This window comes from Streptomyces sp. NPDC003016 (genome assembly GCF_053591455.1).
The window spans coordinates 29,136-51,168 of sequence record NZ_JBSFTV010000031.1; the positions used below are offsets into that span (position 1 = coordinate 29,136).

17 protein-coding genes are annotated in these 22,033 nt (G+C 70.7%); 11 read left to right on the forward strand and 6 right to left on the reverse strand.

Features of this window, described 5'->3' with window-relative positions; all coding sequences use genetic code 11:
• The first annotated feature begins 32 nt into the window (after positions 1-32).
• The 4 genes from ACWDZ4_RS24980 to ACWDZ4_RS24995 are packed head-to-tail and all read left to right on the forward strand — an operon-like array spanning position 33 to position 4,359.
• Positions 33-1,184, forward strand: coding sequence for an ABC transporter ATP-binding protein (locus tag ACWDZ4_RS24980; RefSeq protein ID WP_451510617.1), 1,152 nt, complete (start codon positions 33-35; stop codon positions 1,182-1,184).
• Positions 1,181-2,113 (forward strand): ABC transporter permease, encoded by a 933-nt coding sequence (locus ACWDZ4_RS24985; RefSeq protein ID WP_451510618.1) that lies wholly within the window; start codon positions 1,181-1,183, stop codon positions 2,111-2,113. The genes ACWDZ4_RS24980 and ACWDZ4_RS24985 overlap by 4 nt, the downstream gene beginning before the upstream one ends.
• Complete coding sequence (locus tag ACWDZ4_RS24990) at positions 2,113-2,919, forward strand: ABC transporter permease (protein WP_451510619.1); 807 nt, start codon at positions 2,113-2,115, stop codon at positions 2,917-2,919. Before ACWDZ4_RS24985 ends, ACWDZ4_RS24990 begins: the two co-directional genes overlap by 1 nt.
• 21 nt (positions 2,920-2,940) lie before the next feature.
• Entirely contained in the window at positions 2,941-4,359 is a 1,419-nt protein-coding gene (locus ACWDZ4_RS24995; RefSeq protein WP_451510620.1) for an NAD(P)/FAD-dependent oxidoreductase, read from the forward strand.
• An 86-nt stretch (positions 4,360-4,445) separates the two neighbouring features.
• On the opposite strand, the gene ACWDZ4_RS25000 is transcribed toward ACWDZ4_RS24995, so the two are convergent.
• Positions 4,446-5,387 carry a phosphatase PAP2 family protein gene (locus tag ACWDZ4_RS25000; protein WP_451510621.1) on the reverse strand — a complete coding sequence of 314 codons (942 nt, stop codon included), beginning with the start codon at positions 5,385-5,387 and terminating at the stop codon, positions 4,446-4,448.
• Positions 5,388-5,480: 93 nt separating this feature from the next.
• Positions 5,481-6,815, reverse strand: coding sequence for a 4-aminobutyrate--2-oxoglutarate transaminase (gabT, locus tag ACWDZ4_RS25005; protein ID WP_093798770.1), 1,335 nt, complete (start codon positions 6,813-6,815; stop codon positions 5,481-5,483).
• A 353-nt stretch (positions 6,816-7,168) separates the two neighbouring features.
• On the opposite strand from gabT, the gene ACWDZ4_RS25010 reads away from it, so the two are divergent.
• The 3 genes from ACWDZ4_RS25010 to ACWDZ4_RS25020 all read left to right on the forward strand — a co-directional run bounded on the left by ACWDZ4_RS25010 (position 7,169) and on the right by ACWDZ4_RS25020 (position 13,078).
• Positions 7,169-9,541, forward strand: coding sequence for an ATP/GTP-binding protein (locus tag ACWDZ4_RS25010; protein ID WP_451510622.1), 2,373 nt, complete (start codon positions 7,169-7,171; stop codon positions 9,539-9,541).
• Positions 9,542-9,650: 109 nt separating this feature from the next.
• Positions 9,651-11,285: a PucR family transcriptional regulator gene (locus ACWDZ4_RS25015; protein WP_451510623.1), complete on the forward strand. Its 1,635-nt coding sequence runs from the start codon at positions 9,651-9,653 to the stop codon at positions 11,283-11,285.
• Between the two features lie 347 nt (positions 11,286-11,632).
• Complete coding sequence (locus ACWDZ4_RS25020; RefSeq protein ID WP_451510624.1) at positions 11,633-13,078, forward strand: aldehyde dehydrogenase family protein; 1,446 nt, start codon at positions 11,633-11,635, stop codon at positions 13,076-13,078.
• Positions 13,079-13,251: 173 nt separating this feature from the next.
• Here the strand turns inward: ACWDZ4_RS25020 and ACWDZ4_RS25025 are convergent, their stop codons facing one another.
• The 3 genes from ACWDZ4_RS25025 to ACWDZ4_RS25035 are packed head-to-tail and all read right to left on the reverse strand — an operon-like array spanning position 13,252 to position 15,751.
• Positions 13,252-14,049, reverse strand: coding sequence for a WbqC family protein (locus ACWDZ4_RS25025; protein WP_451510625.1), 798 nt, complete (start codon positions 14,047-14,049; stop codon positions 13,252-13,254).
• Positions 13,991-14,662: a YdcF family protein gene (locus ACWDZ4_RS25030; RefSeq protein ID WP_451510626.1), complete on the reverse strand. Its 672-nt coding sequence runs from the start codon at positions 14,660-14,662 to the stop codon at positions 13,991-13,993. The genes ACWDZ4_RS25025 and ACWDZ4_RS25030 overlap by 59 nt, the downstream gene beginning before the upstream one ends.
• Positions 14,663-14,689: 27 nt before the next feature.
• Positions 14,690-15,751 carry a helix-turn-helix domain-containing protein gene (locus ACWDZ4_RS25035; protein WP_451510627.1) on the reverse strand — a complete coding sequence of 354 codons (1,062 nt, stop codon included), beginning with the start codon at positions 15,749-15,751 and terminating at the stop codon, positions 14,690-14,692.
• Between the two features lie 119 nt (positions 15,752-15,870).
• Here ACWDZ4_RS25035 and ACWDZ4_RS25040 point away from each other — a divergent pair, with 119 nt between their 5' ends.
• From ACWDZ4_RS25040 to ACWDZ4_RS25050, 3 genes are all read left to right on the forward strand, one after another.
• Complete coding sequence (locus ACWDZ4_RS25040; protein ID WP_451510628.1) at positions 15,871-16,281, forward strand: hypothetical protein; 411 nt, start codon at positions 15,871-15,873, stop codon at positions 16,279-16,281.
• 430 nt (positions 16,282-16,711) lie between these two features.
• Positions 16,712-17,836, forward strand: a complete 1,125-nt coding sequence (locus tag ACWDZ4_RS25045; RefSeq protein ID WP_451510629.1) for an adenosylhomocysteinase — start codon at positions 16,712-16,714, stop codon at positions 17,834-17,836.
• 9 nt (positions 17,837-17,845) lie between these two features.
• A complete protein-coding gene (locus ACWDZ4_RS25050; RefSeq protein ID WP_451510630.1) occupies positions 17,846-18,388 on the forward strand; it encodes an NUDIX hydrolase in 543 nt (180 codons plus the stop codon).
• Positions 18,389-18,423: 35 nt separating this feature from the next.
• Here the strand turns inward: ACWDZ4_RS25050 and ACWDZ4_RS25055 are convergent, their stop codons facing one another.
• The gene (locus ACWDZ4_RS25055; RefSeq protein WP_451510631.1) at positions 18,424-19,470 is read right to left on the reverse strand and encodes a hypothetical protein; all 1,047 of its coding nucleotides are present in this window, start codon (positions 19,468-19,470) and stop codon (positions 18,424-18,426) included.
• Positions 19,471-20,033: 563 nt separating this feature from the next.
• On the opposite strand from ACWDZ4_RS25055, the gene ACWDZ4_RS25060 reads away from it, so the two are divergent.
• The gene (locus ACWDZ4_RS25060; RefSeq protein WP_451510632.1) at positions 20,034-21,974 is read left to right on the forward strand and encodes an acyl-CoA dehydrogenase family protein; all 1,941 of its coding nucleotides are present in this window, start codon (positions 20,034-20,036) and stop codon (positions 21,972-21,974) included.
• Positions 21,975-22,033 lie beyond the last annotated feature (59 nt).

The following is a 22,033-nucleotide window of genomic DNA, read 5'->3' on the forward strand; positions in this document are numbered from 1 at the left end:
CGCCCCCTCTCACCACCCTGGGACCACACCCCATGACGCAGAAGACAGCAGGCGGCGACGTCCGCCTCTCCGGGATCAGCAAGACGTACGGCTCGTTCACGGCCGTGCACCCGCTCGACCTGACCGTCCCGCAGGGCTCCTTCTTCGCCCTGCTCGGCGCGTCCGGCTGCGGCAAGACCACCACCCTGCGGATGATCGCGGGTCTGGAGGACCCGAGCACCGGCACGGTCTTCCTCGGCGACAAGGACGTCACCGACCTCCAGCCGTACAAGCGCCCGGTCAACACCGTCTTCCAGAGCTACGCGCTCTTCCCGCACCTCAGCGTCTGCGAGAACATCGCCTTCGGCCTGCGCCGGCGCGGCATCAAGTCGGTGAAGAAGCAGGTCGACGACATGCTGGACCTCGTCCAGCTCGGAGCCTTCGCCGGCCGCAAGCCGCACCAGCTCTCCGGCGGCCAGCAGCAGCGCGTCGCCGTGGCCCGCGCGCTCATCAACCACCCCCAGGTGCTGCTCCTCGACGAGCCGCTCGGCGCCCTCGACCTCAAGCTGCGCCGCCAGATGCAGCTGGAGCTCAAGCGCATCCAGACCGAGGTCGGCATCACCTTCGTGCACGTCACGCACGACCAGGAGGAGGCCATGACCATGGCCGACCAGGTCGCGGTGATGAACGGCGGCCGCGTCGAGCAGCTCGGCGCCCCCGCCGACCTCTACGAGAACCCGAGGACGACGTTCGTCGCCAACTTCCTCGGTACGTCCAACCTCATCGAGGCCGAGGTCGTCGAGGCTTCGGGCGAGGACACCGTCGTCACCTGCGGCGGTGCCAAGCTCCGCGTCCCCGGCGAGCGGTGCGCCTCACAGCCTCGCAGCGGCGGCAAGCTGCTCGTCGGCGTACGCCCGGAGAAGGTCTCGGTCGCGCACGCCGACGACGCGGGCGGTGTCGCGACCGGCCGCAACAGGATCACCGGCCGGATCGTCGCCTCCAGCTTCATCGGCGTCTCGACCCAGTACATCGTCGACAGCCCGGCCTGTTCCGACTTCGAGGTGTACGTCCAGAACATCGAGCGCGACGCCCGGCTGGTGCCCGGTGCCGAGGTCGTCCTGCACTGGAACCCGGCGCACACCTTCGGGCTCGACGCCGACCAGGACATCGACGCGGGCGTGGAGACGGTGGAGGAGAGCGCGTGAGCGTCACCGACGCGCCGCCCCTGGCGCCCGCACCGGTGGAGCCGCCCGCTCCGCGCAAGCCCGCCACCCGCAAGCGGCTCGTACCGTACTGGCTGCTGCTGCCCGGCATCCTGTGGCTGATCGTCTTCTTCGCGCTGCCGATGGTCTACCAGGCGTCGACCTCGGTCCAGACCGGCTCGCTGGAGAAGGGCTTCGAGGTCACCTGGCACTTCCGGACGTACTGGGACGCGCTGACCGACTACTCCCCCCAGTTCGTCCGGTCGCTGCTGTACGCCGGCACCGCCACCCTGCTGTGCCTGCTGCTCGGCTACCCGCTCGCCTACATGATCGCCTTCAAGGCGGGCCGCTGGCGGAACCTGGTCCTGGTGCTGGTCATCGCGCCGTTCTTCACCAGCTTCCTGATCCGTACGCTCGCGTGGAAGACGATCCTCGCGGACGGCGGCCCGGTGGTCGACGTACTGAACACCCTGCACGTCCTGGACATCACCAGCCTGCTCGGCTGGACCGAGGGCGACCGGGTGCTGGCCACGCCGATGGCCGTGGTCTGCGGTCTGACGTACAACTTCCTGCCCTTCATGATCCTGCCGCTCTACACCTCCCTGGAGCGCATCGACGGCAGGCTCCACGAGGCGGCCGGCGACCTGTACGCCACCCCGGCGACCACCTTCCGCAAGGTGACCTTCCCGCTCTCCATGCCGGGCGTCGTCTCGGGCACGCTGCTCACCTTCATTCCCGCGAGCGGCGACTACGTCAACGCGGAACTGCTCGGCTCGACCGACACGAAAATGGTCGGCAGCGTCATCCAGTCGCAATTCCTGCGGGTGCTCGACTATCCGACGGCGGCCGCGCTGTCCTTCATCCTGATGGCGATCGTGCTGGCCATGGTCACCGTGTACATCCGCAAGTCCGGGACGGAGGATCTGGTCTGATGCCTTTGATTCGCTGGATACGGCGCAATCTCGTCGTCCTCGCGGGGCTTTTGACGCTCGCCTACATGATCCTGCCGAACATCGTCGTCATGGTGTTCTCCTTCAACAATCCGAAGGGGCGTTTCAACTACGCCTGGCAGGAATTCTCGCTGGACGCGTGGAAGGACCCGTGCGGCGTCGCCGATCTGTGCGGCTCGCTCTCCCTCTCGCTCCAGATCGCCGCCTGGGCGACGGTCGGCGCCACCGCGCTCGGCACGATGATCGCCTTCGCGCTGGTCCGCTACCGCTTCCGGGCGCGTGGCGCGATCAACTCGCTGATCTTCCTGCCGATGGCGATGCCCGAGGTCGTGATGGCCGCCTCGCTGCTGACGCTCTTCCTCAACATGGGCGCCGAGCTGGGCTTCTGGACCGTCCTCATCGCGCACATCATGTTCTGCCTGAGCTTCGTGGTGACGGCGGTCAAGGCGCGCGTGATGTCGATGGACCCGCGCCTGGAAGAGGCCGCGCGCGATCTCTACGCGGGTCCGGTCCAGACGTTCGTACGGGTGACCCTGCCGATCGCGGCGCCCGGAATCGCGGCGGGAGCGCTGCTCGCCTTCGCGCTCTCCTTCGACGATTTCATCATCACCAATTTCAACGCGGGCTCGACCGTCACCTTCCCCATGTTCGTGTGGGGATCGGCGCAGCGCGGCACGCCCGTACAGATCAACGTCATCGGCACGGCCATGTTCGCCATCGCCGTGCTGACGGTTCTCGGCGGTCAGCTCATTGCGAGCCGCCGGAAGAAAAGCGCGCAGCCCCAGTAAGTCCTGAAGGAGTTGGAAACCATGGCCCCAGTTGCCATGCGTAGTGCAGCACAATCCCTTTCCGGCGCGAAGCCGGTGTCGTTCTGGCTGGACGATCCCGACAGGCCCGCACCGCGGCCCGCCCTCACCGAAGACGAGCGCTGCGATCTGCTCGTCGTCGGCGGCGGATACAGCGGACTGTGGACCGCGCTCCTCGCCAAGGAGCGCGACCCCGGGCGGGACGTCGTACTGATCGAGGGGCACGAGGTGGGCTGGGCCGCCTCGGGCCGCAACGGCGGATTCTGCGCCGCCTCCCTCACCCACGGCCTGAGCAACGGCATCTCCCGCTGGCCCGGTGAGCTGGCGAAGCTGGAGGAGCTCGGCGAGCGCAACCTCGACGCGATCGAGGCGGCGGTGGCGGCGTACGGCATCGACTGCGACTTCGAGCGCACCGGCGAGATCGACGTCGCCACCGAGCCGCACCAGCTCGAAGAGCTGAAGCAGATGTACGAGGAGGCCCGGAAGCTGGGCTTCACCGACGGCCTCGAACTCCTCGACCAGGACGCGGTGCGCGCCGAGGTCGACTCGCCCACCTTCATCGGCGGGCTGCTCGACCGGCGGGGCGTCGCCCTGCTGAACCCGGCCAGGCTGGCGTGGGGACTCAAGCAGGCGTGCCTCGGCCTGGGCGTACGGATCTACGAGCACACCCGGGGCCTGGACCTGGTCTCCACCGGCGCCGGGATGGCGGTGCGCACGCCCTACGGCCGGGTCTTCGCCCGCCGGGTGGCGCTGGGCACCAACATCTTCCCGTCGCTGGTCAGGCGGGTCCGCCCGTACACCGTCCCGGTCTACGACTACGCGCTGATGACCGAGCCGCTCACCGACGACCAGCTCGCCTCGATCGGCTGGAAGAACCGGCAGGGGCTGGGCGACAGCGCGAACCAGTTCCACTACTTCAGGCTGAGCGCCGACCACCGCGTCCTGTGGGGCGGTTACGACGCGGTCTACCCCTTCGGCGGCAGGCTCAGCGCCGAGATGGACCACCGCCCGGAGACGTACCTCAAGCTGGCCGGCCACTTCTTCCGCTGCTTCCCGCAGCTGGAGGGCGTGAACTTCAGCCACGCGTGGGGCGGTGCGATCGACACCTGCTCGCGCTTCTCCGCCTTCTTCGGGACGGCCCACGCGGGCAAGGTGGCGTACGCCGCCGGGTACACCGGCCTGGGCGTCGGCGCCACCCGCTTCGGCGCGGACGTCATGCTCGACCTGCTCGAGGGTGAGCGGACCGAGCGTACGGAGCTGGAGATGGTCCGCAGCAAGCCGCTGCCCTTCCCGCCGGAACCTTTCGCCTGGGCCGGTATCGGGATCACCAAGTGGTCGCTGGCCCGGTCGGACGACAACGGCGGCCACCGCAACCTGTGGCTGAAGGCCATGGACAAGCTGGGACTCGGCTTCGACAGCTGAGGGGGCCGGGCCCGGATGAGTGGGGCCGGGCCCGGGGAAGGATCCCCGCCGTGCCCGGCCCGTCCTGCCGGGCGGGCCGGGCACGCTCACCGGTCCGGCGCCGCCGGGGTCCGGGAGGCGCGAGGCGGCCGCGCGTACCGCGCCGGAAGACGGTGGCTGAGCAGAAGCAGTACCAGGCACAGGCACCAGCTGCCGAGGACGTCCAGCGGCCAGTGGTAGCCGCGCAGGACCAGGCCGGCGCCGGTGGCGGGCGTGAGCACGAGGGCGAGGGCCGGTGGCCACCACCGGTGGCGGCGTACGTACGCGCGCAGGAGCAGGGCCGCACCGCAGTAGGCGACGGCCGCTGTCGCCGTGTGCCCGGACGGGTAGTAGCCGGTGTCCTGCGTGAGCGGGCCCGGGCGGGCGATCCAGGACTTGAGCGGGACGACCAGCGCGGGCACGGCCGCCATGGCGAGCACGGCGGCCGTCGCGCGGGCGAGTGCGCCCCGGCCGTCGCGCCACAGCGCCCAGACGACGGCCGCGGCCAGCACGGGCAGCGCGACCGCCGTGTTGCCGAGATCGGCGAGGAACTCCGTGAAGGGGGCGGGGCCGTGGCCCACGAGGGCCAGGCCGGTCCGCTCGTCGGCGCGGCGCAGGGGGCCGGCTGCGGCGACCTGCCAGGTGATCAGCGCGAAGAGGAGCCCGAAGAGCCCGCAGAGGGCGAAGGGCCCGGGGAACCCGGAGTTTTTGGGGTTCCCGGAGTCCTCGGAGTCCTCAGAGTTCCCGGCGTCCTCGGAATTCCCGGAGTCCTCGGAGTTCCCGGAGAGGAAAGGCGGCTGCCCCGGAACAGGGGGGGTAGTTCCGGGGCAGCCGCCCGGACCGGGCTGCCGCGCGCCCCGGGGGGTGTGGGGCGAGCGGCCGTCCGATCGGTGAGGAGTTCCGGAGCCGAAGGCTCCGGCCGCGTGCGCGAAGGCACGACCAGGGCGGGGCAGGGAGGGCTCCGACCTGGAGCCGCCCGCAGTCTCCTGCGAGCGGGGTGTTTCTCTCATCTGCAGAAACCGTACGGCAGGGGGTGGGGGACCGACAGGAGGATCTCCATCCCGCCATTGGCCCCCCACCCTTTCTTCACAGCTCGCGCCCGGTCACACGCCGGCGAAGGCCGCCTCGATGATGTCCAGGCCCTCGTTGAGCAGGTCCTCGCCGATGACGATCGGCGGCAGGAAGCGCAGCACGTTGCCGTAGGTGCCGCAGGTCAGGACCAGCAGGCCCTCCGCGTGGCACGCCTTGGCGAGCGCGCCGGCCGCGGCCGCGTTCGGCTCCTTGGTGTCGCGGTCCGTCACCAGCTCGATGGCGATCATGGCGCCACGGCCACGGATGTCGCCGATGATGTCGAACTTCTCGGCCATGGCGGCCAGACGGCCCTTCATGACCTCCTCGATGCGCTTCGCCTTCTTGTTGAGGTCGAGCTCCTTCATCGTCTCGATGGAGCCGAGCGCACCGGCGCAGGCGACCGGGTTTCCGCCGTACGTGCCGCCCAGGCCGCCGCCGTGCGGGGCGTCCATGATCTCGGCGCGGCCGGTCACGGCGGCGAGCGGCAGGCCGCCCGCGATGCCCTTGGCGGTGGTGATCAGGTCGGGGACGATGCCCTCGTCCTCGCACGCGAACCACTGGCCGGTGCGGCAGAAGCCGGACTGGATCTCGTCGGCGACGAAGACGATGCCGTTGTCGTTGGCGAACTTCACGATCGCCGGCAGGAAGCCCTTGGCCGGCTCGATGAAGCCGCCCTCGCCGAGCACCGGCTCGATGATGATCGCGGCGACGTTGTCGGCGCCGACCTGCTTGGTGATCTGGTCGATGGCCTGCGCGGCGGCCTCGGGGCCGCAGTTCTCGGCGCCGGTCGGCCAGCGGTAGCCGTAGGCGACCGGGACGCGGTAGACCTCGGGGGCGAACGGGCCGAAGCCGTTCTTGTACGGCATGTTCTTGCTGGTCAGCGCCATCGTGAGGTTGGTACGGCCGTGGTAGCCGTGGTCGAACACGACGACCGCCTGGCGCTTGGTGTAGGCGCGGGCGATCTTGACGGCGTTCTCGACGGCCTCGGCGCCCGAGTTGAACAGCGCGGACTTCTTGGCGTGGTCGCCCGGGGTCAGCTCGGCGAGCGCCTCACAGACCTCGACGTAGCCCTCGTACGGCGTGACCATGAAACAGGTGTGGGTGAAGTCCTGGAGCTGCGCGGAGGCGCGGCGTACGACGGCCTCGGCGGAGGCGCCCACCGACGTCACGGCGATGCCGGAGCCGAAGTCGATCAGACGGTTGCCGTCGACGTCCTCGATGATGCCGCCGTCCGCGCGCGCGGTGAAGACGGGCAGCACGGAGCCCACGCCACCGGCGACCGTGGCGGTGCGCCGGGCCTGAAGCTCGGCCGACTTCGGGCCGGGGATCGCGGTGACGACGCGGCGCTCCTGCGGGATTGCGGTCATGGGGGGCTCCTGGGGGTGTTCCGGACGCTTCTTTACTTCGCAGGCTAGGGGTGGGGGGTGGGAGGAGGCATGTTCCGTTCGGGAGAAGTGCGGAGGTGTCGTTGTCCGTGACGGACATAGCGCCATGGACCGCCGCGCCGGTTTTCCGCCCCTGCCCGGAGCGTCCGCCCCGCCCGGCGCCCGGGGGACGGGCGCGGGGACGGGGCCGGCCGCGGGAAGGGGCAGCGGCCGGGGCGCGTCCCGCAGGCCGGGCGCGGGACGGTGAACTGCCCAGCCCCGGGCACTAGATTGAGGTCCTGCGCAGGCACAGGCACAGGCACGCACTGAGCCGGTCAGGGGACGAGGGGCAGCACATGGACACCGAGGGCACATACGACGCACCGGGCGCCAAGGCCACTCCGGTGACACCGGCGGGGCCACCGCCGCCGCCGGCTGCCCCACCCGTCCCGGCGCAGGCTCCCGCGGCCCGTTCGGCACTCGGTGAGTGGCTGAACACGCCGCGGCGCGCGCCGGCCCCCGGGATCTGGAAGTACGGTCACGTCCCGAGGCCGCCGCAGGCACAGCCGGACGTGGTCGCCAACCGGGGGCTGCTGCTCGGAGCGCTGATCGCGCTGCTGTCCGGAATCCTGACCTGGACGCTCTGGTGGAACGGGTACATCCCGTACTGGGACGTCCCGATGAAGCTGCTCACGCCCGCCGAGTGGTGGTACCCGGGCTTCAGGGGCGGGGCACGGACGAGGGACGGGTACGACGCCGTAGTCGTGTACCAGGGGCTCTTCGCGGCGCTGCTGGTCTACGGCTTCGGCCGGCTCGGCAACTGGACGGAGGTCCTCAGGCGCTTCGTCGTCAGTCGCGGGCAGCCCTTCCGCGCCTCGGCCACGGCCTTGGGCGCAGCCTTCGTCCAGGCGGCCACCTGGACGGGGAACGTCCCCGTCGTCGCGCCGGTGATGATCCTGGTGCCCGACGCCTGGCTGGCGGGCGGCGGCAACCGCTATGCGGCGGCGACGGTCGTCTACCTCCTGTACGCGCTGATCACGGCGGCCCTGCTGTGGCCCTTCGCCCGGCTCGGTGACTGGGCCGGAGCCGTACGCTCGCTCCGGCGGCGCTCCGCCGGGGGCACTGCGCAGCCTCCCCGGAGCCAGGCCCTCGCGGTTCCCGACACCCCTGCGGCCGACTGGCCGGACCTCAGGGAGGCCGGCCAGCGGGAGGTGGCGGACCGGCTCGCCGCCGAGGTGGCCGCCGGCCGGATGAACGATGTCGACTGCGTACGGGTACGGCACGTCTGGAGCTCGGTGCGGCGCGATCCCGCCCGGACGGCGTCCTTCGCCGACGCCGTCCGCCGTCATGGCGGGGCGGCCTGGACCCACCCCTCCGGCGACCGTGATCTGCCCGGACGCACGGCCACCCACGACCTGCTCGCAGGCCAGGTGCGCCTCGGCAGTTACGCGGACGACGACCGGAACCCCTACCAGCACCGCGGCTGCGGAGTCGCCCTCGAACCCGCGCTGCTCGGCACCTCCCTGCTCGCGGTCGGCCCTCCCGGCGCGGGCAAGACGCACCGGCTCGTCCGGCCCGTCGCCGAGTCGCTCGCCCTGCAGGCACTCGCCGGGCAGTGCAGCGTCATGGTGGTCTGCGCCGAAGGCACCCCGCTGGGCCCCGACGAGGCGTACGACATCGTGGTCAAACCCGGTGACGCCGCGTCCGTCCACGATTTCGACCTGTACGGCGGCACCTCCGACGCCGACGAGGCGGCGGCCGTACTGGCGGAGGGACTCGTCGGTGATCTGCCCGGCGTCGACAGCCGCCGGGCCGCGACGGCCCTGGCCCAGCTGCTCGGACCGTACCGCGCCGCCCACGGACGGTTTCCCGACGTGCCCGAACTGGGCGAACTCCTGCACGGCGCACCCGCCCCCTTCGAGGAGCTGCGCCAGGCGCTCGAAGCCGACGACAACCAGGCCATGCAGCGCGAACTGGCGTCCCACCTACGGCAGAGGGGGAGCGCGGCCGACCCCTGCGCGGCGCTCGCCGACCGGCTCTTCCTGCTCGACCGTCCCGCCTTCGCCGACTTCTTCGACACGGCGAAGGAGCGGTCCTTCTCCCTGCGGGCCCTGCGCGGGCACCCGCTGCGCGTCCGGGTCGACCTGCCGGAACGCGGCCACGCCCAGGCGTCGCGGCTGCTCGCCCGGCTGATCCTGGCCCAGTTCACGGCCATGGCCACCAGCCGCTCCGACTCCTCGCTCTTCAGCTGCCTGGTCCTGGACGACGCCGCCGGCACGCTCACGGCCGAAACGGTCCGGGGCATCCGGCGGCTGCGGACCGCCAACGCGGGGGTCGTGCTCTGCCTGCGGACCGTCGACGACGTGGCGGAGACGCTGCACAAACCGCTGCTCGGCGCGGTGGGCTGCGCCATGGTCTTCTCCGGGGTGACCACCTGGGACGGCAAGCAGTTCGCGGAGGCGTGGGGCACGGAGTGGGTCGAGACCAGAGAGGTCGCCCAGCACACGGTCTTCGCCGATCAGCCGTTCACCCGGGCGGTCCACGCCCTGCGCAAACTGGTCACCGGAAAGGCCGTCACGCGGGACGCCGTCACGGTGCGCGAGGTCGAGCGGGAGCGGTGGTCCGCGTCGGACCTGGCGCATTCGGTGCCCGCCGGACACGCGGTGCTCTCCTTGACGACGGTGCGCGGGGAGCACGCCCCGCCGCTGCTCGTCGACCTGCGGAGGTGAGCGGCGGAGGTGAGCGGCGCGGTGCCGGGTACCCGTACAGCCTGGCAGAATCGATATGAGCCGTTCATACGCGACGGCGAAAATCCTCCGTCCTAAGGTCTGACCGTCCATGCCGCCCACCCTCGCCTCCCTCGTCCACCACTCGGCGCTCAAGCTCACCGTCCGCGCCGGGGAGGACCGGCTGGACACGCCGGTGCGCTGGGCCCACGTCAGCGAGCTCCCCGACCCCGTGCCGTACATGGAGGGCGGCGAGCTGCTCCTCGTCACCGCGGTGAAGCTGGAGGCCGAGGACCCCGAGGTCATGCGCCGGTACGTGCGGCGGCTGGCCGGCGCCGGCGTCGTGGGGCTCGGCTTCGCCATCGGCGTCCACTACGACGGCATTCCGCAGGCTCTCGTCGACGCCGCCACCGAGGAGGGCCTGCCGCTGCTGGAAGTGCCGCGCCGTACGCCCTTCCTCGCCATCAGCAAGGCCGTCTCCGCCGCGAACGCCGCCGACCAGTACCGCGCGGTGACCGCCGGTTTCGAGGCGCAGCGCGAGCTGACGAAGGCGGCGCTGTCCGGAGACGGGCCCGGTGACCTGCTGGCCCGCCTCGCGTCGCACGTGAAGGGCTGGGCCGCGCTGTACGACGTCTCCGGCGCGGTGGTCGCCGCCGCGCCCGACTGGGCCGCGCGCCGCGCCGCCCGGCTCACCGCCGACGTCGAACGGCTGCGGGAGCGGCCGGCGCCTGCGAGTTCCGTCGTGGGCAGTGGCGGGACGGACGGCGACGCCGAGGCGGACGACCGGGTCGAACTGCAGTCGCTGGGCGCGGGACGGCGCGTGCGGGGCGTCCTGGCGGTCGGGACGGGGGCCCCGCTGGGGACGGCCGAGCGGTACGCCGTGCACTCGGCGATCGCGCTCCTGACCCTGACCACCGAACGGTCGCGCTCCCTGCAGGCGGCCGAGCAGCGGCTGGGTGCGGCGGTGCTGCGGATGCTGCTGGCGGGCGAGCCGGACCACGCGCGGGCCGTCGCCGGCGATCTGTACGGGGCGCTGCTCGACGCCCCGTTCCGCCTCCTCATCGCCGAGCCGGCGGCCGCGGAGCCGGAGAACGCGTCCGCCGTAGGCGTGTCCGACCCGCTCCAGGGCCTGGCCGACGCGATGGAATCCGCGGCGCTGCGGGCGGGCGAGCCGGTGCTGGTGGTGCCGGACGGCGGCCGGCTGGTGGTGCTCGCGGCGGACGGGGGCGACGCGGTGGACGCCTGTCTCGCCCATACGGAGGCACGGCGCGGCGACGCGGCGCGGCCGCACGAGCCGGCGGGCGAGGACGAGCTGGTGGTGGGACTGTCGGCACCGGCGGGGCCGATCGCGGCGGTCGGGGCGTACAAGCAGGCGGAACAGGCCCTGTCGGTGGCGCGACGACGGGGGCGTGCGCTGGTCGAGCACGAGGAGCTGGCGGCGGGGTCGGTGATGCAGCTGCTGGCGGACGACGCGGTGCGGTCCTTCGCCGACGGGATGCTGCGGGCGCTGCGCGAGCACGACGCGAAGGGCCGGGGCGACCTGATCGCGTCCCTGCGGGCGTGGCTTTCGCGCCACGGGCAGTGGGACGCGGCGGCGGCGGACCTGGGCGTCCACCGTCACACGCTGCGCTACCGGATGCGGAGGGTGGAGGAGATCCTGGGCCGTTCGCTGGACGACGCGGACGTGCGGATGGAGCTGTGGCTGGCGCTGAAGGCGACGGCGGGGCCGGGGACGGGCTCGGGCTGAGTGGGCGGTGCGGAGGGCGGCACGTTCCGGCTCCGCCCCGGCCGCACGGCCCCAGGACCCGCGGTCGGTCCCAGCCCCTCCGGTGCTCGAGGAGCGGGGCCCGGGGCGGCGCCCCGGTTCCGGGGAGGGGCGGGAGGGGAAGGGGCGGGGGAGGGGAGAATTCCGTGCCCCCGCCCCTTCCCCGGCGCCCGTACCGCCCCGCCCCGCCAGGGCGTACGCACGTGTCGTCCTCCAAAGCGGCGTCCCGCGCGCCCGCAGCACTCCACCCCGGACAAACGACCTCCTGCCTCCGCACCCCTACCGTGGGGGACATCAGCACCCACCCCCTCGGAAGGGCCGGAAACGACATGACTTCCCCCCACGCCTTCTGGCTCGCCGGCCGCCAGGCCACCGGCGAGGACGCGTTCGACGTCACGTCCCCCTGGGACGGGCGGCTCGTCGCGTCGGTGAGCATCCCCACCGACGCGCAGGTCGAAGAGGCCGTCGCGGCCGCGTACGCCGTCGAGGCCGAGTTCGCGGCGACCCCCGCGCACGTCCGCGCCGCCGCCCTCGACCACGTCAGCAAGCGTCTCGCCGAGCGCACCGAAGAGATCGCCCAGCTGATCTCCGCCGAGAACGGCAAGCCGATCAAGTGGGCGCGCGGTGAAGTCGGCCGCGCCGTGTCCGTGTTCCGGTTCGCCGCCGAGGAGGCCCGCCGCTTCAACGGCGGCGAGGCCCAGCGCCTCGACACCGACGCCGGCGGCACCGGCCGCCTCGCCCTGACGCGCCGCTTCCCCCGCGGCACCGTCCTCGGCATCGCGCCCTTCAACTTCCCGCTGAACCTGTGCGCCCACAAGGTCGCCCCGGCCATCGCCGTCGGCGCCCCGATCATCCTCAAGCCGGCGCCCGCGACGCCGCTGTCCGGCCTGATCCTGGGTGAGCTGCTCGCCGAGACCGACCTCCCGGCCGGTTCCTGGTCCGTCCTGCCCGTCGCCAACGACAAGATGCCGGCGCTGGTCCAGGACGAGCGCCTGCCCGTCATCTCCTTCACCGGTTCCGAGACCGTCGGCTACGCGATCATGGACTCGGTGCCGCGCAAGCACTGCACCCTGGAGCTCGGCGGCAACGGCGCGGCCGTCGTCCTGGCCGACTGGGCCTCGGACGAGGACCTGGACTGGGCCGCGACCCGCATCGCGACCTTCTCGAACTACCAGGCCGGCCAGTCCTGCATCTCCGTGCAGCGCGTGATCGCCGACGCGTCCGTGTACGAGCGTCTCGTCCCGAAGATCGTCGCGGCCGTCGAGGCCCAGGTGACCGGCGACCCGAACGACGCCGCCACCGACGTCGGCCCGCTGGTCAGCGAGGACGCCGCCAAGCGCGTCGAGTCGTGGGTCGAGGAGGCCGTCAAGGCGGGCGCGACGCTGCTCACCGGCGGCAAGCGCGACGGCGCGTCGTACGCCCCGACCGTGCTCGCCGACGTACCGGCCGACACCACGATCTCCTGCGAGGAGGTCTTCGGCCCGGTCCTGACGGTGCGCAGGGTCGACGGCGAGGCCGAGGCGTTCGCCGCGGTCAACGACTCCAAGTACGGCCTCCAGGCGGGCGTGTTCACGCACGACCTCCAGACGGCCTTCCGCGCCCACCGCGAGCTGGAGGTCGGCGGCGTGGTCGTCGGCGACGTCCCCTCGTACCGCGCGGACCAGATGCCGTACGGCGGCGTCAAGCAGTCCGGCGTCGGCCGCGAGGGCGTGCGGTACGCGATGGACGACTACACGTACGAGCGGGTCATGGTCCTCACCGGCCTCGCCCTCTGATCTCGTACGACACCTGAGCCACGGCCGGAGCCCACTGTGCGGGGGCTCCGGCCGTTCCCCTTTTCCCTGCCCTGACCTGCGAAAAGCGTCGGATCTCGGCTGAATCTCCAGAACGCGTGGGAACACCGGCCCAACGGTCTTGGCCAAGTTGAGCGTGCTTCCGCGACCCGTCGCTACGCTCCACGCGCGCGGGAAGCAGCGTCCTGCAACTGGTGGCGCACTCCACGAGCGCCCACCGCAGCCAAGGCCCACAGGGCGCTGATGGATTGCGCATGCTCCCACGGCGGCACCGATCTCTCCGGTGGCAGGAAGGGCACGACGGCCACGTCGACGTCCGAGAAGGCACGGTGCTCGACGTAGCGCATGCCGCCGCGGCCGCACAGGTACGTCCTGCAGTGCGCTGCCGCAGTGAGGTCCGCGAGGCGCGTAGATCGGCCGGTGCGAGCGGTCAGTGCACTGCTGCGGACGACCGTCCCGGACCACTCCACGGCCGTCAGAAGCGCCAACGTCGACGCCTCGGCGACAGCAGCCGTCCGCTTCGTGGAGTTGAACTCCTCCAGCGCACGGTCCACGACCGCCTTCACGGCGGGCCAGTTCGAGCTCCGCCCGTACGCCTGGTGGGTGAGCTGCTGGACCCGCTGGCGACAGCGTTCGGGATCGGCACGCCGCGCATCGCGGATCAGCGTGCTGCGGCCCTGCGGCAGGTGGGTGGCCAGGGACAGCCACCGCCTGTCGCCAGGGTCTGCCAGGGCGGCCAGCCGGGCCCGGTGCTGGTAGTCCCGGCGGGCGAACTGGACGCCGTCCAGGACGATCCACACGTCCGATGCAAACAGCTTCGCCAGCGTGGACAGCCGTGGGAAGAAGTTCGGCTGGTGGATCGCGCACACCGCCCCCGGAGGGACGGTGCCGGTGTCAGGAGCTGATGAGCCTGCTGTCGAAACCGGCGCGCAGGAGGCGCTCGTACGCGTCATGGACATCCCTCGGTACGTCCTGCTCGACGGCGAAGCCGAGCGCCGGGTACTCGATGACCCGTTGCAGGTCACCCACGAGCATGTCGACGACGAGCTTTTCGTCGCCGATGGACTTGATGTAGTCGTCGAACTCCAGCGGCTCGGAGGCACAGACGACCTCGACCTCCGGCCAGAGCTTGCGGCAGGTGGCGTACGAGCGGCGCTCCATGTACGGCTTGGAGATCAGGAGCAGCGACTCCACCTCCACGCCAGCCTCGCGCAGCACCTCACGGGACAGCGTGATGTTCTGGCCTGTGTTCCCGGCCATGGTCTCCAGCAGGATCGCTTCGTCGGGGACACCCAGGTCGAGAGCGTGCTCGCGGTAGTGGACTGCTTCGCCGCGCGGGAAGCGGGCCGCGGTGGTCGGGCTGTTTCCACCGCTGAAGACGACGACGGGGAACAAGCCGGTCCCATAGAGGTCGGCGGTGGTGGTGGCGACGCCGAGGTCGTGGCTGCCCAGGCCGATGGCCGCCGAGCAGGGCCGTACCTCGTGGCTCATCTGGTGATAGCGCCAGATCAGCACGGCGTCGTTCCACTGCTCGTTGGTAATGGTGCGCTCTGTGCGGTCCGGCACGGGGGACTCCCTCGATCATCGCTGCCTTCACCTCGACACGAGAGTCCGCGGGTCGTCGTACGACCGCCGGATTCCCTCGATGCTGCGGAGCTGGTGGCTCAGGCCGTGCTGGGAGGCCATGCGCGCCGCGTCGTCGAGAACGGTCAACCCATCATCGCGGGTGGCTGGGTCGGACAGAAGGATGTGCGAGTACGCGGTGTCCAGCCGGACGTGCTGCATGGGGGAGTCGACGGATCCGGTCGAGCGGGCGATGCTGATGTAGCGCAGTGCCTGGCCGAGCTCGCCGGCCCCGCGATGAGCGAGGGCGAGCTTCTGGTGGGCGACCGACCAGTCCTCGGGCTCGCCCAGTTCCTCGAAGTCCCTGATCGCGGAGCGCATGACCTGGGTGGCGTACTCGTTGTTGCCGTGCTTGCTGAGTGCCGTGCCCACCCAGAGACGGGCGCGGGCCCGGTCGCGGTGGCTGAGGCGATCGTCGGCGGCCAACTGCTCGTACCGGCGGGCCGAGGCTTCGAGCTGCCCGGCCATCTCCGTGACCACGGCGAGGGAGAGCTCGATTTGAGCTGTGCGCCGAGGGATGGCCAGGTCGTGGAACAGTCCATGCGCGCGCAGGTAGGAGTGGCGTGCGGAGAGCGGCCCGAGGATGGCGCCCTGGTCGCGCTGTAAGTCTCCGAGGAGGACGAGGGAACGGCCGTAGAGATAGGCGCCCTTGTCGTCGAGGCCGCGCGGCTCGTGGCGGCCCAGCCACCTGTTCAGCAGGTCCGAGGCGAAGGTGAACCGCTGGTGGCTGAGGCAGACGATGGCGCGGTCGATGTCCTCTGTCCATGCCTCGTGATCCACGGACGGGGCGGCCCGCCGGCCGTGCAACGCCTCGTCGAAGCGCGCGTGCGCAGCTTCGTCGGCGCGGGCGAGAGCGGTGTCGAGGATGGCCTGCGTGTCGGGGCGCGGGTGAGTGTCGGCACCGTGTTTCTCCCACTTGGCCACGGTGCGCAGCGCTACGCCCAGGTGCTCCGCAAAGGTGCGGGTGCTCATCCGGAGCGCCGAGCGCAGAGCTTTGGCCTCTCGGCCGGTCCACTGCTGCACGCTGACCACGGGCTGCCTCCCTCCGCCGCGTATCGAAGCACGCCGAGCGCACGTGAGGGGTGGGAAGTGCAACGGAAGTACAACAGACGGTCATTTCGAGGCCGTTCAGTCACCGGGACGCTCAATGCATGGAACACATCACGGAACACCGCGAGGTCGGTGAGGTCCACGTCTACGGCTACCTGCGCCATACGGCGGGCTCGGCAGCCCGGCACGCGGCCTTGATCGACTCCCTTGCCGAGTACTGCCTTCAGCATGAGCTGTCGTTGCACGGCGTCTTCACGGAGCGCGAGGCGACCACGAATCCGCTCGCCCCGGCCTTCGTCGGCCTCCTCGACGTGCTCGCCCTGGCCGGCATCTACGGAGTGGTCGTGCCCTCGCGCAGCCACCTGGGGCCGAAGGGGCTCGCTGCCGAGCGCGGGCACCGCATCGAGAAGACCGGGGCCTCCCTGATCGTCGTCCGCAGAATCAGCCCCCGACCTGACAGGGTGCGTTCGGCTGAGGCGCGGCCGGTCGTCCGGCAACGCGGAGGAGCCTGATGTCCCTCCGCGATTCCCTGAGGAGCGCCGCCCACGTAGACAAGCTCCCCGACCTCCGCCTTCTTCCTCCCGGTCAGGACTGGGACGCGGTGCGGGTACCGGCCGAGACGGGCTTCCTCGCACTCGCCCGGCTCCGGGCTGCCGAGGAGGAACTCGGTCCTGTGCTGTACGACCGCCTGAGCCAACGCCTGTACTTCGCCGTACCCACCGGGAGCGGCGGCCTCTGGCAAGACCTGCCCGTGCACCTGCTTGGGACCGGTTCCTGGCTCGTGGCACCGGACCCCACCTGCTCGGACGGTCACACCGGCGGATGGTGTGAGCTGCCCGACGACGAGACCCTGACCGACCCCGCTGCCCTTCGCCGCGCCCTGGGGCCACAGCACACCGACCCTGTGCGACACCTGACCGCCGTCCCAGAGGAGACACCACCATGGACACACTGGAACGGGCCCGTCTCGACACGTACTTCGAGCGCATCGCCCGACGGTTCATGCCCGCTGAACGCCCTGCCTCGGTCCTGATCACACACGTGCTGCCCGAGCGGCCGGCCTTCGTGCGCGGCGTGGGCACGGTCACCGACCTGCGGACCGTCCTGCCCAAGCCGAAGTCGGTCGACCCGCACGCCCTTCGCCAGATCGAGGAGGACGGATACGGCTGCGCCGAACTGTCCCGTGAGCTGTTCGCCGACCCCGACCGGGCACTCGGCTTCCTGGAGGCACGGGCAGCGGGCCGGCCGGTCGTACTGCTGGACGTCGGCGGCTACTTCGCCCATACGCTCGGTGTGCTCTGCGACCGCTTCTCCGGCCGGCTCCTCGGCGTCGTCGAGGACACCGAGAACGGCCATCGCCGGTACGCCGAACTCGACAAGCTGCCCTGCCCCGTCGTCTCCGTGGCCCGCTCGCCCCTGAAGGACCCCGAGGACTACCTCGTCGGCCAGTCGATCGTCTTCTCGACCGAGGCGCTCATGCGCTCCCGTGGCGACATCCTGATCGGCCGCTCTGCCCTCGTGATCGGCTTTGGCAAACTCGGCTCAAGTATTGCTCGCCTGCTCCACGGCAAGGGCGTGCATGTCACCGTCCACGACATCGACCCCGTCAAGCGCACCCAGGCCCTCTCGCAGGGCTTCGTGGTGACCTCCGACCGCGAGTCCAGCCTCGCCGAGGCTGGACTGGTCCTGTGCGCCACCGGCTCCCTGGCACTCCGGGGCCAGGACTTCCCGAGGCTGCGCGTCGGCGCCTACGTCGCCACGGTGACCAGCAGCGAGGACGAGCTCGACCTCGCAGGGCTGCCGCCGATTTATCAGCGCGTCCACGTCGGCGAGCACGTCACCCGCTACCTGACCGTCGACCACCACTTCGACCTGCTCAACGGTGGCAACGCCGTCAACTTCCTGCACGGCGCCAGCGTGGGCCCGTTCATCTTCCTCGTCCAGGCCGAGATACTCGCCGCCTCCGCCGCCCTCGCCCGTGGCGGCCTGGAGCCCGGCATGCACGAGATCAGCCCCACCGACCGCGCCGCCATCGCCGCGACCTGGCTCGACTGCTTCCACCACTGAGGAGATGCCTTGCCCATCAAGCCCGGCCACATCCGTGAGACGCTCGACGAGTACCTCGACGCGCACCCCGACGAGAAGTGGCGCCTCTCGCCCATCGGTGAACTGCTCGACGCCGACCACGACGTCACCAGCCGCAAGACCTTCGACGGCCACGCCACCGTTGGAGTGATCCTCGCCGACCCCGCCGGCCGCATCCTCCTGATCAAGCACCGTGCGCTGAACCGCTGGCTCCTCCCCGGAGGTCACCTGGAACCCCAGGACGGGAGCCTCCTCGAAGCCGCACAGCGCGAGCTCACCGAGGAGACTGGCATCCCGGCCTCGGCGCTCATCCCCGCTGGCCACCGTCCCCTCCACATCGACGCCCACCACATCCCCGCCAACCCGGCCAAAGACGAGCCCGGCCACCGCCACTTCGACTTCCGCTACATCTTCCGCACCCACACCGAGGCGGTTGAGCTCCAGGAAGAGGAGGTCACGGCTGCGGCCTGGCGCTACGCAGACACGATCGAAAAAGAGACCTTGCGGGCTCGGGTACTCGCAGCCCTGCGCTGAAGCACTCCGGAGTCGCCTGGTCCCGGGGTCCCGGCCTACGGGTTAGGTGCAGTGCCAGGCGGCCCGGGTTCCCGAACAGCCTCGATGAGGGTGACCTCCACCTGAACGGCCTCCCGGTTGTCGTTGATCCGTGCCGCGAGGCCGTTGATGGACTTGCTGTCGAAGTAGTACGGCGGCGGCCAGTCCAGAACCTCGCCCGACGGGGGCCACAACCTGACCACCGAGCCGTGAAAGTCCGGGAGCGGAGCGAGGTCTCCTTCCACGAACGGGATGAAGACCTGAAAGGCGACTCGCAGCACGGAAAAGGTGGCGCACCAACCGTTGAGCTGGTCACGCCCCCCATCAGTCTCCTGAGACGCGTAAATGGGCCGAACAACCAGGGACAGGGGATTGACGTCGTGATACGCAGCGATCCATACGTGCATGCCGGGGTGCGGACGACGGAAGATCTCCAGGCTCTGACCGAATCCGTGAGGGATCACAGCCTCGCCGGCAGAGTCGAACAACACCGCCTTCATGGCCGCCCACAGAGCCAGTCGAACCTGCTCTTGCTCACTCACGAGACGTGTGGTGAAGAACATGGGCAGCAAGATCGAAGAGGCATCGTTATCGAGAACCGACATCCAGTTGTTGTTGCACTGCTGGCACACCGGAGTGGTAGGCCATTCGATCTTTCGCTGTCGGGGATCGGTCGAACTGTTCCTCATGCCCAGCCGACGCAGCTCCTTGATCAGCCACTTTGGGTAGATGTGCTCCTTGGTCGGGTTCGGGTGCAGGTCCTGGCAGAAGGGACACCGGCCGCGTTGCACGGGTAGCCAGTTGGTGTGTGCCTGCCCATGCGGAGGTACGTCGACGAACGCTTCCTGGAGAGGGTGATCGAAGACGGCGCGTCGCTGTCGGAGCAGGTCGACCGCCGCGTCCAGGCAAGCCCGGTGTGCGGCTCCCAGCATGTACAGCGACTCACCGACAGGGGTTGGAAGCGGGTCGGCGAATCCCCTTCCCGCGTCTATGCGGGTGGCAGAGAGCCAACTGCCGGACCGCGTTCCGCAGAGCTCCACCCACGCATGCACATTGCGCTTCACGGGTTCGCCGCAGCCTGCGAGACACCGGAGCCGACGCCACTCCCAGCTCCATGGGTCATATGACCTTGTCCTGCGTGCTTCATGGCCTCGGTGTGTAGGCCCGAAACCCTTCTTCGCAGGACCTCTTAGCCGACGCGGGAGTATGGCCAAGGGGAACTGTGAGCCCAGACGCCCTCGGGCCTCGTGAACTGGCCCTAGGGAAGACCCGCTGGGCGCTCTGCTGCTGTGTTGAGGACGCCTGCGAGTCTCGAGTGCTTCCGAAGTGGGTGTTCCCCAGGGTGTTCCCGCGGGAACATAGGTGGGGGCGTATGCGAAGAGATGCGGTCGGATGAGTGGAGATGCGGGCCGAAGTGTTGGGCCGTTCGTGCAGGTCAGAGCGAAACCGCAGGTCAGGGGCGGCGTGAGGAACGCACTGTGCGGGGGCTCCGGCCGTTTCCTTGCCCCGCGAACCGATCGGTGTGCCAGGGGTGGTGAGGATGCCGGGAATCGGGTAGATACGGACGAGTAAAACCGGGCGGTAATGCGACCGGCCGGGCCCCGACTCGCGGCGAGGTGAGCTCCTCATGTCCGCACAACCGACCCAGCAGCCCAAGGTCTCCGAGCGCGAAGCGCGCCAGGTCGCCGAGGCCGCGCGCGAACAGGACTGGCGCAAGCCCAGCTTCGCCAAGGAACTCTTCCTCGGCCGCCTCCGGCTCGACCTGATCCACCCCCACCCGATGCCGCCGCCGGACGACACCGCGCGCGGCGAGGCGTTCCTCGCCAAACTGCGGGACTTCTGCGAGACGAAGATCGACGGCGCGCGGATCGACCGCGAAGCGAAGATCCCCGACGAGGTGGTCAACGGGCTCAAGGAGCTCGGCGCGCTCGGCATGAAGATCGACACCAAGTACGGCGGTCTCGGCCTCACCCAGGTGTACTACAACAAGGCCCTCGCGCTCGTCGGCTCGGCGAACCCGGCCATCGGCGCCCTCCTGTCGGCGCATCAGTCGATCGGCGTACCGCAGCCGCTCAAACTCTTCGGCACGCAGGAGCAGAGGGACGCCTTCCTCCCGCGCCTCGCCCGCACCGACATCTCCGCCTTCCTCCTCACCGAGCCCGACGTGGGCTCCGACCCGGCCCGGCTCGCGACCACGGCCGTGCCCGACGGCGACACGTACGTCATGGACGGCGTGAAGCTCTGGACGACGAACGGCGTGGTCGCCGACCTGCTCGTCGTCATGGCGCGCGTCCCGGCGTCCGAGGGGCACAAGGGCGGCATCACCGCCTTCGTGGTGGAGGCCGACTCCCCGGGCGTCACCGTCGAGAACCGCAACGCCTTCATGGGCCTGCGCGGCCTGGAGAACGGCGTCACCCGCTTCCACCAGGTACGGGTCCCCGCCGCGAACCGCATCGGCCCGGAGGGCGCCGGCCTCAAGATCGCCCTCACCACGCTCAACACCGGCCGTCTGTCCCTGCCCGCGATGTGCGTCGGCGCGGGCAAGTGGTGCCTGAAGATCGCCCGCGAGTGGTCGTCGGTGCGCGAGCAGTGGGGCAAGCCGGTCGCCCTCCACGAGGCCGTCGGCTCGAAGATCTCCTTCATCGCCGCCACCACCTTCGCCCTCGAAGCGGTCCTGGACCTCTGCTCGCAGATGGCCGACGAGGACCGCAACGACATCCGCATCGAGGCGGCCCTCGCCAAGCTGTACGGCAGCGAGATGGCCTGTCTGATGGCCGATGAACTGGTCCAGATCCGCGGCGGCCGGGGCTTCGAGACGGCGGACTCCCTGGCGGCGCGCGGCGAGCGGGCCGTCCCCGCCGAGCAGATCCTGCGCGACCTGCGCATCAACCGCATCTTCGAGGGCTCGACCGAGATCATGCACCTGCTGATCGCGCGCGAGGCGGTCGACGCCCACCTCAAGGTCGCGGGCGACATCATCGACCCCGACAAGCCCCTGTCGGCGAAGGCGAAGGCGGGCGCGAACGCGGCGGGCTTCTACGCCAAGTGGCTCCCGAAGCTGGTCACCGGCCCCGGCCAGCTCCCCCGCTCGTACGCCGAATTCCACCCGGCGGGCCACCCGGACCTCTCGGTCCACCTCCGCTACGCCGAACGCACGGCCCGCAAACTCGCCCGCTCCACCTTCTACGCCATGTCCCGCTGGCAGGGCCGCATGGAGACGAAGCAGGGCTTCCTCGGCCGCATCGTCGACATCGGCGCGGAGCTCTTCGCGATGAGCGCGGCCTGCGTACGCGCCGAACTCCTGCGTACGACCACGGATCACGGCCGCGAGGCGTACCAACTGGCCGACGTCTTCTGCCGCCAGTCCCGCATCCGCACCGAAGAACTCTTCAACCGGCTGTGGACCAACACCGACGACCTCGACCACAAGGTCGTCAAGGGCGTCCTGTCCGGCACGTACACCTGGCTGGAGGCCGGCATCATCGACCCGAGCGGCGAAGGCCCCTGGATCGCCGAGGCCGCCCCCGGCCCCTCGCAGCGGGAGAACGTCCACCGCCCGATCCGCTGAGGAACCCGCGCACCCGCAGCCCGGCGGGGCGGCCGGCGGAAGGCCGGCCGCCCCGCCGG

Bases quoted from the DNA above. Each gene is read 5' to 3' on its own strand.
- ACWDZ4_RS24980 (WP_451510617.1), top strand. From the start codon at position 33: ATGACGCAGAAGACAGCAGGCGGCGACGTCCGCCTCTCCGGGATCAGC.
- ACWDZ4_RS24990 (WP_451510619.1), top strand. From the start codon at position 2,113: ATGCCTTTGATTCGCTGGATACGGCGCAATCTCGTCGTCCTCGCGGGG.
- ACWDZ4_RS24995 (WP_451510620.1), top strand. From the start codon at position 2,941: ATGGCCCCAGTTGCCATGCGTAGTGCAGCACAATCCCTTTCCGGCGCG.
- ACWDZ4_RS25000 (WP_451510621.1), bottom strand. From the start codon at position 5,387: ATGAGAGAAACACCCCGCTCGCAGGAGACTGCGGGCGGCTCCAGGTCG.
- gabT (WP_093798770.1), bottom strand. From the start codon at position 6,815: ATGACCGCAATCCCGCAGGAGCGCCGCGTCGTCACCGCGATCCCCGGC.
- ACWDZ4_RS25010 (WP_451510622.1), top strand. From the start codon at position 7,169: ATGGACACCGAGGGCACATACGACGCACCGGGCGCCAAGGCCACTCCG.
- ACWDZ4_RS25015 (WP_451510623.1), top strand. From the start codon at position 9,651: ATGCCGCCCACCCTCGCCTCCCTCGTCCACCACTCGGCGCTCAAGCTC.
- ACWDZ4_RS25020 (WP_451510624.1), top strand. From the start codon at position 11,633: ATGACTTCCCCCCACGCCTTCTGGCTCGCCGGCCGCCAGGCCACCGGC.
- ACWDZ4_RS25025 (WP_451510625.1), bottom strand. From the start codon at position 14,049: ATGACGCGTACGAGCGCCTCCTGCGCGCCGGTTTCGACAGCAGGCTCA.
- ACWDZ4_RS25040 (WP_451510628.1), top strand. From the start codon at position 15,871: ATGGAACACATCACGGAACACCGCGAGGTCGGTGAGGTCCACGTCTAC.
- ACWDZ4_RS25045 (WP_451510629.1), top strand. From the start codon at position 16,712: ATGGACACACTGGAACGGGCCCGTCTCGACACGTACTTCGAGCGCATC.
- ACWDZ4_RS25060 (WP_451510632.1), top strand. From the start codon at position 20,034: ATGTCCGCACAACCGACCCAGCAGCCCAAGGTCTCCGAGCGCGAAGCG.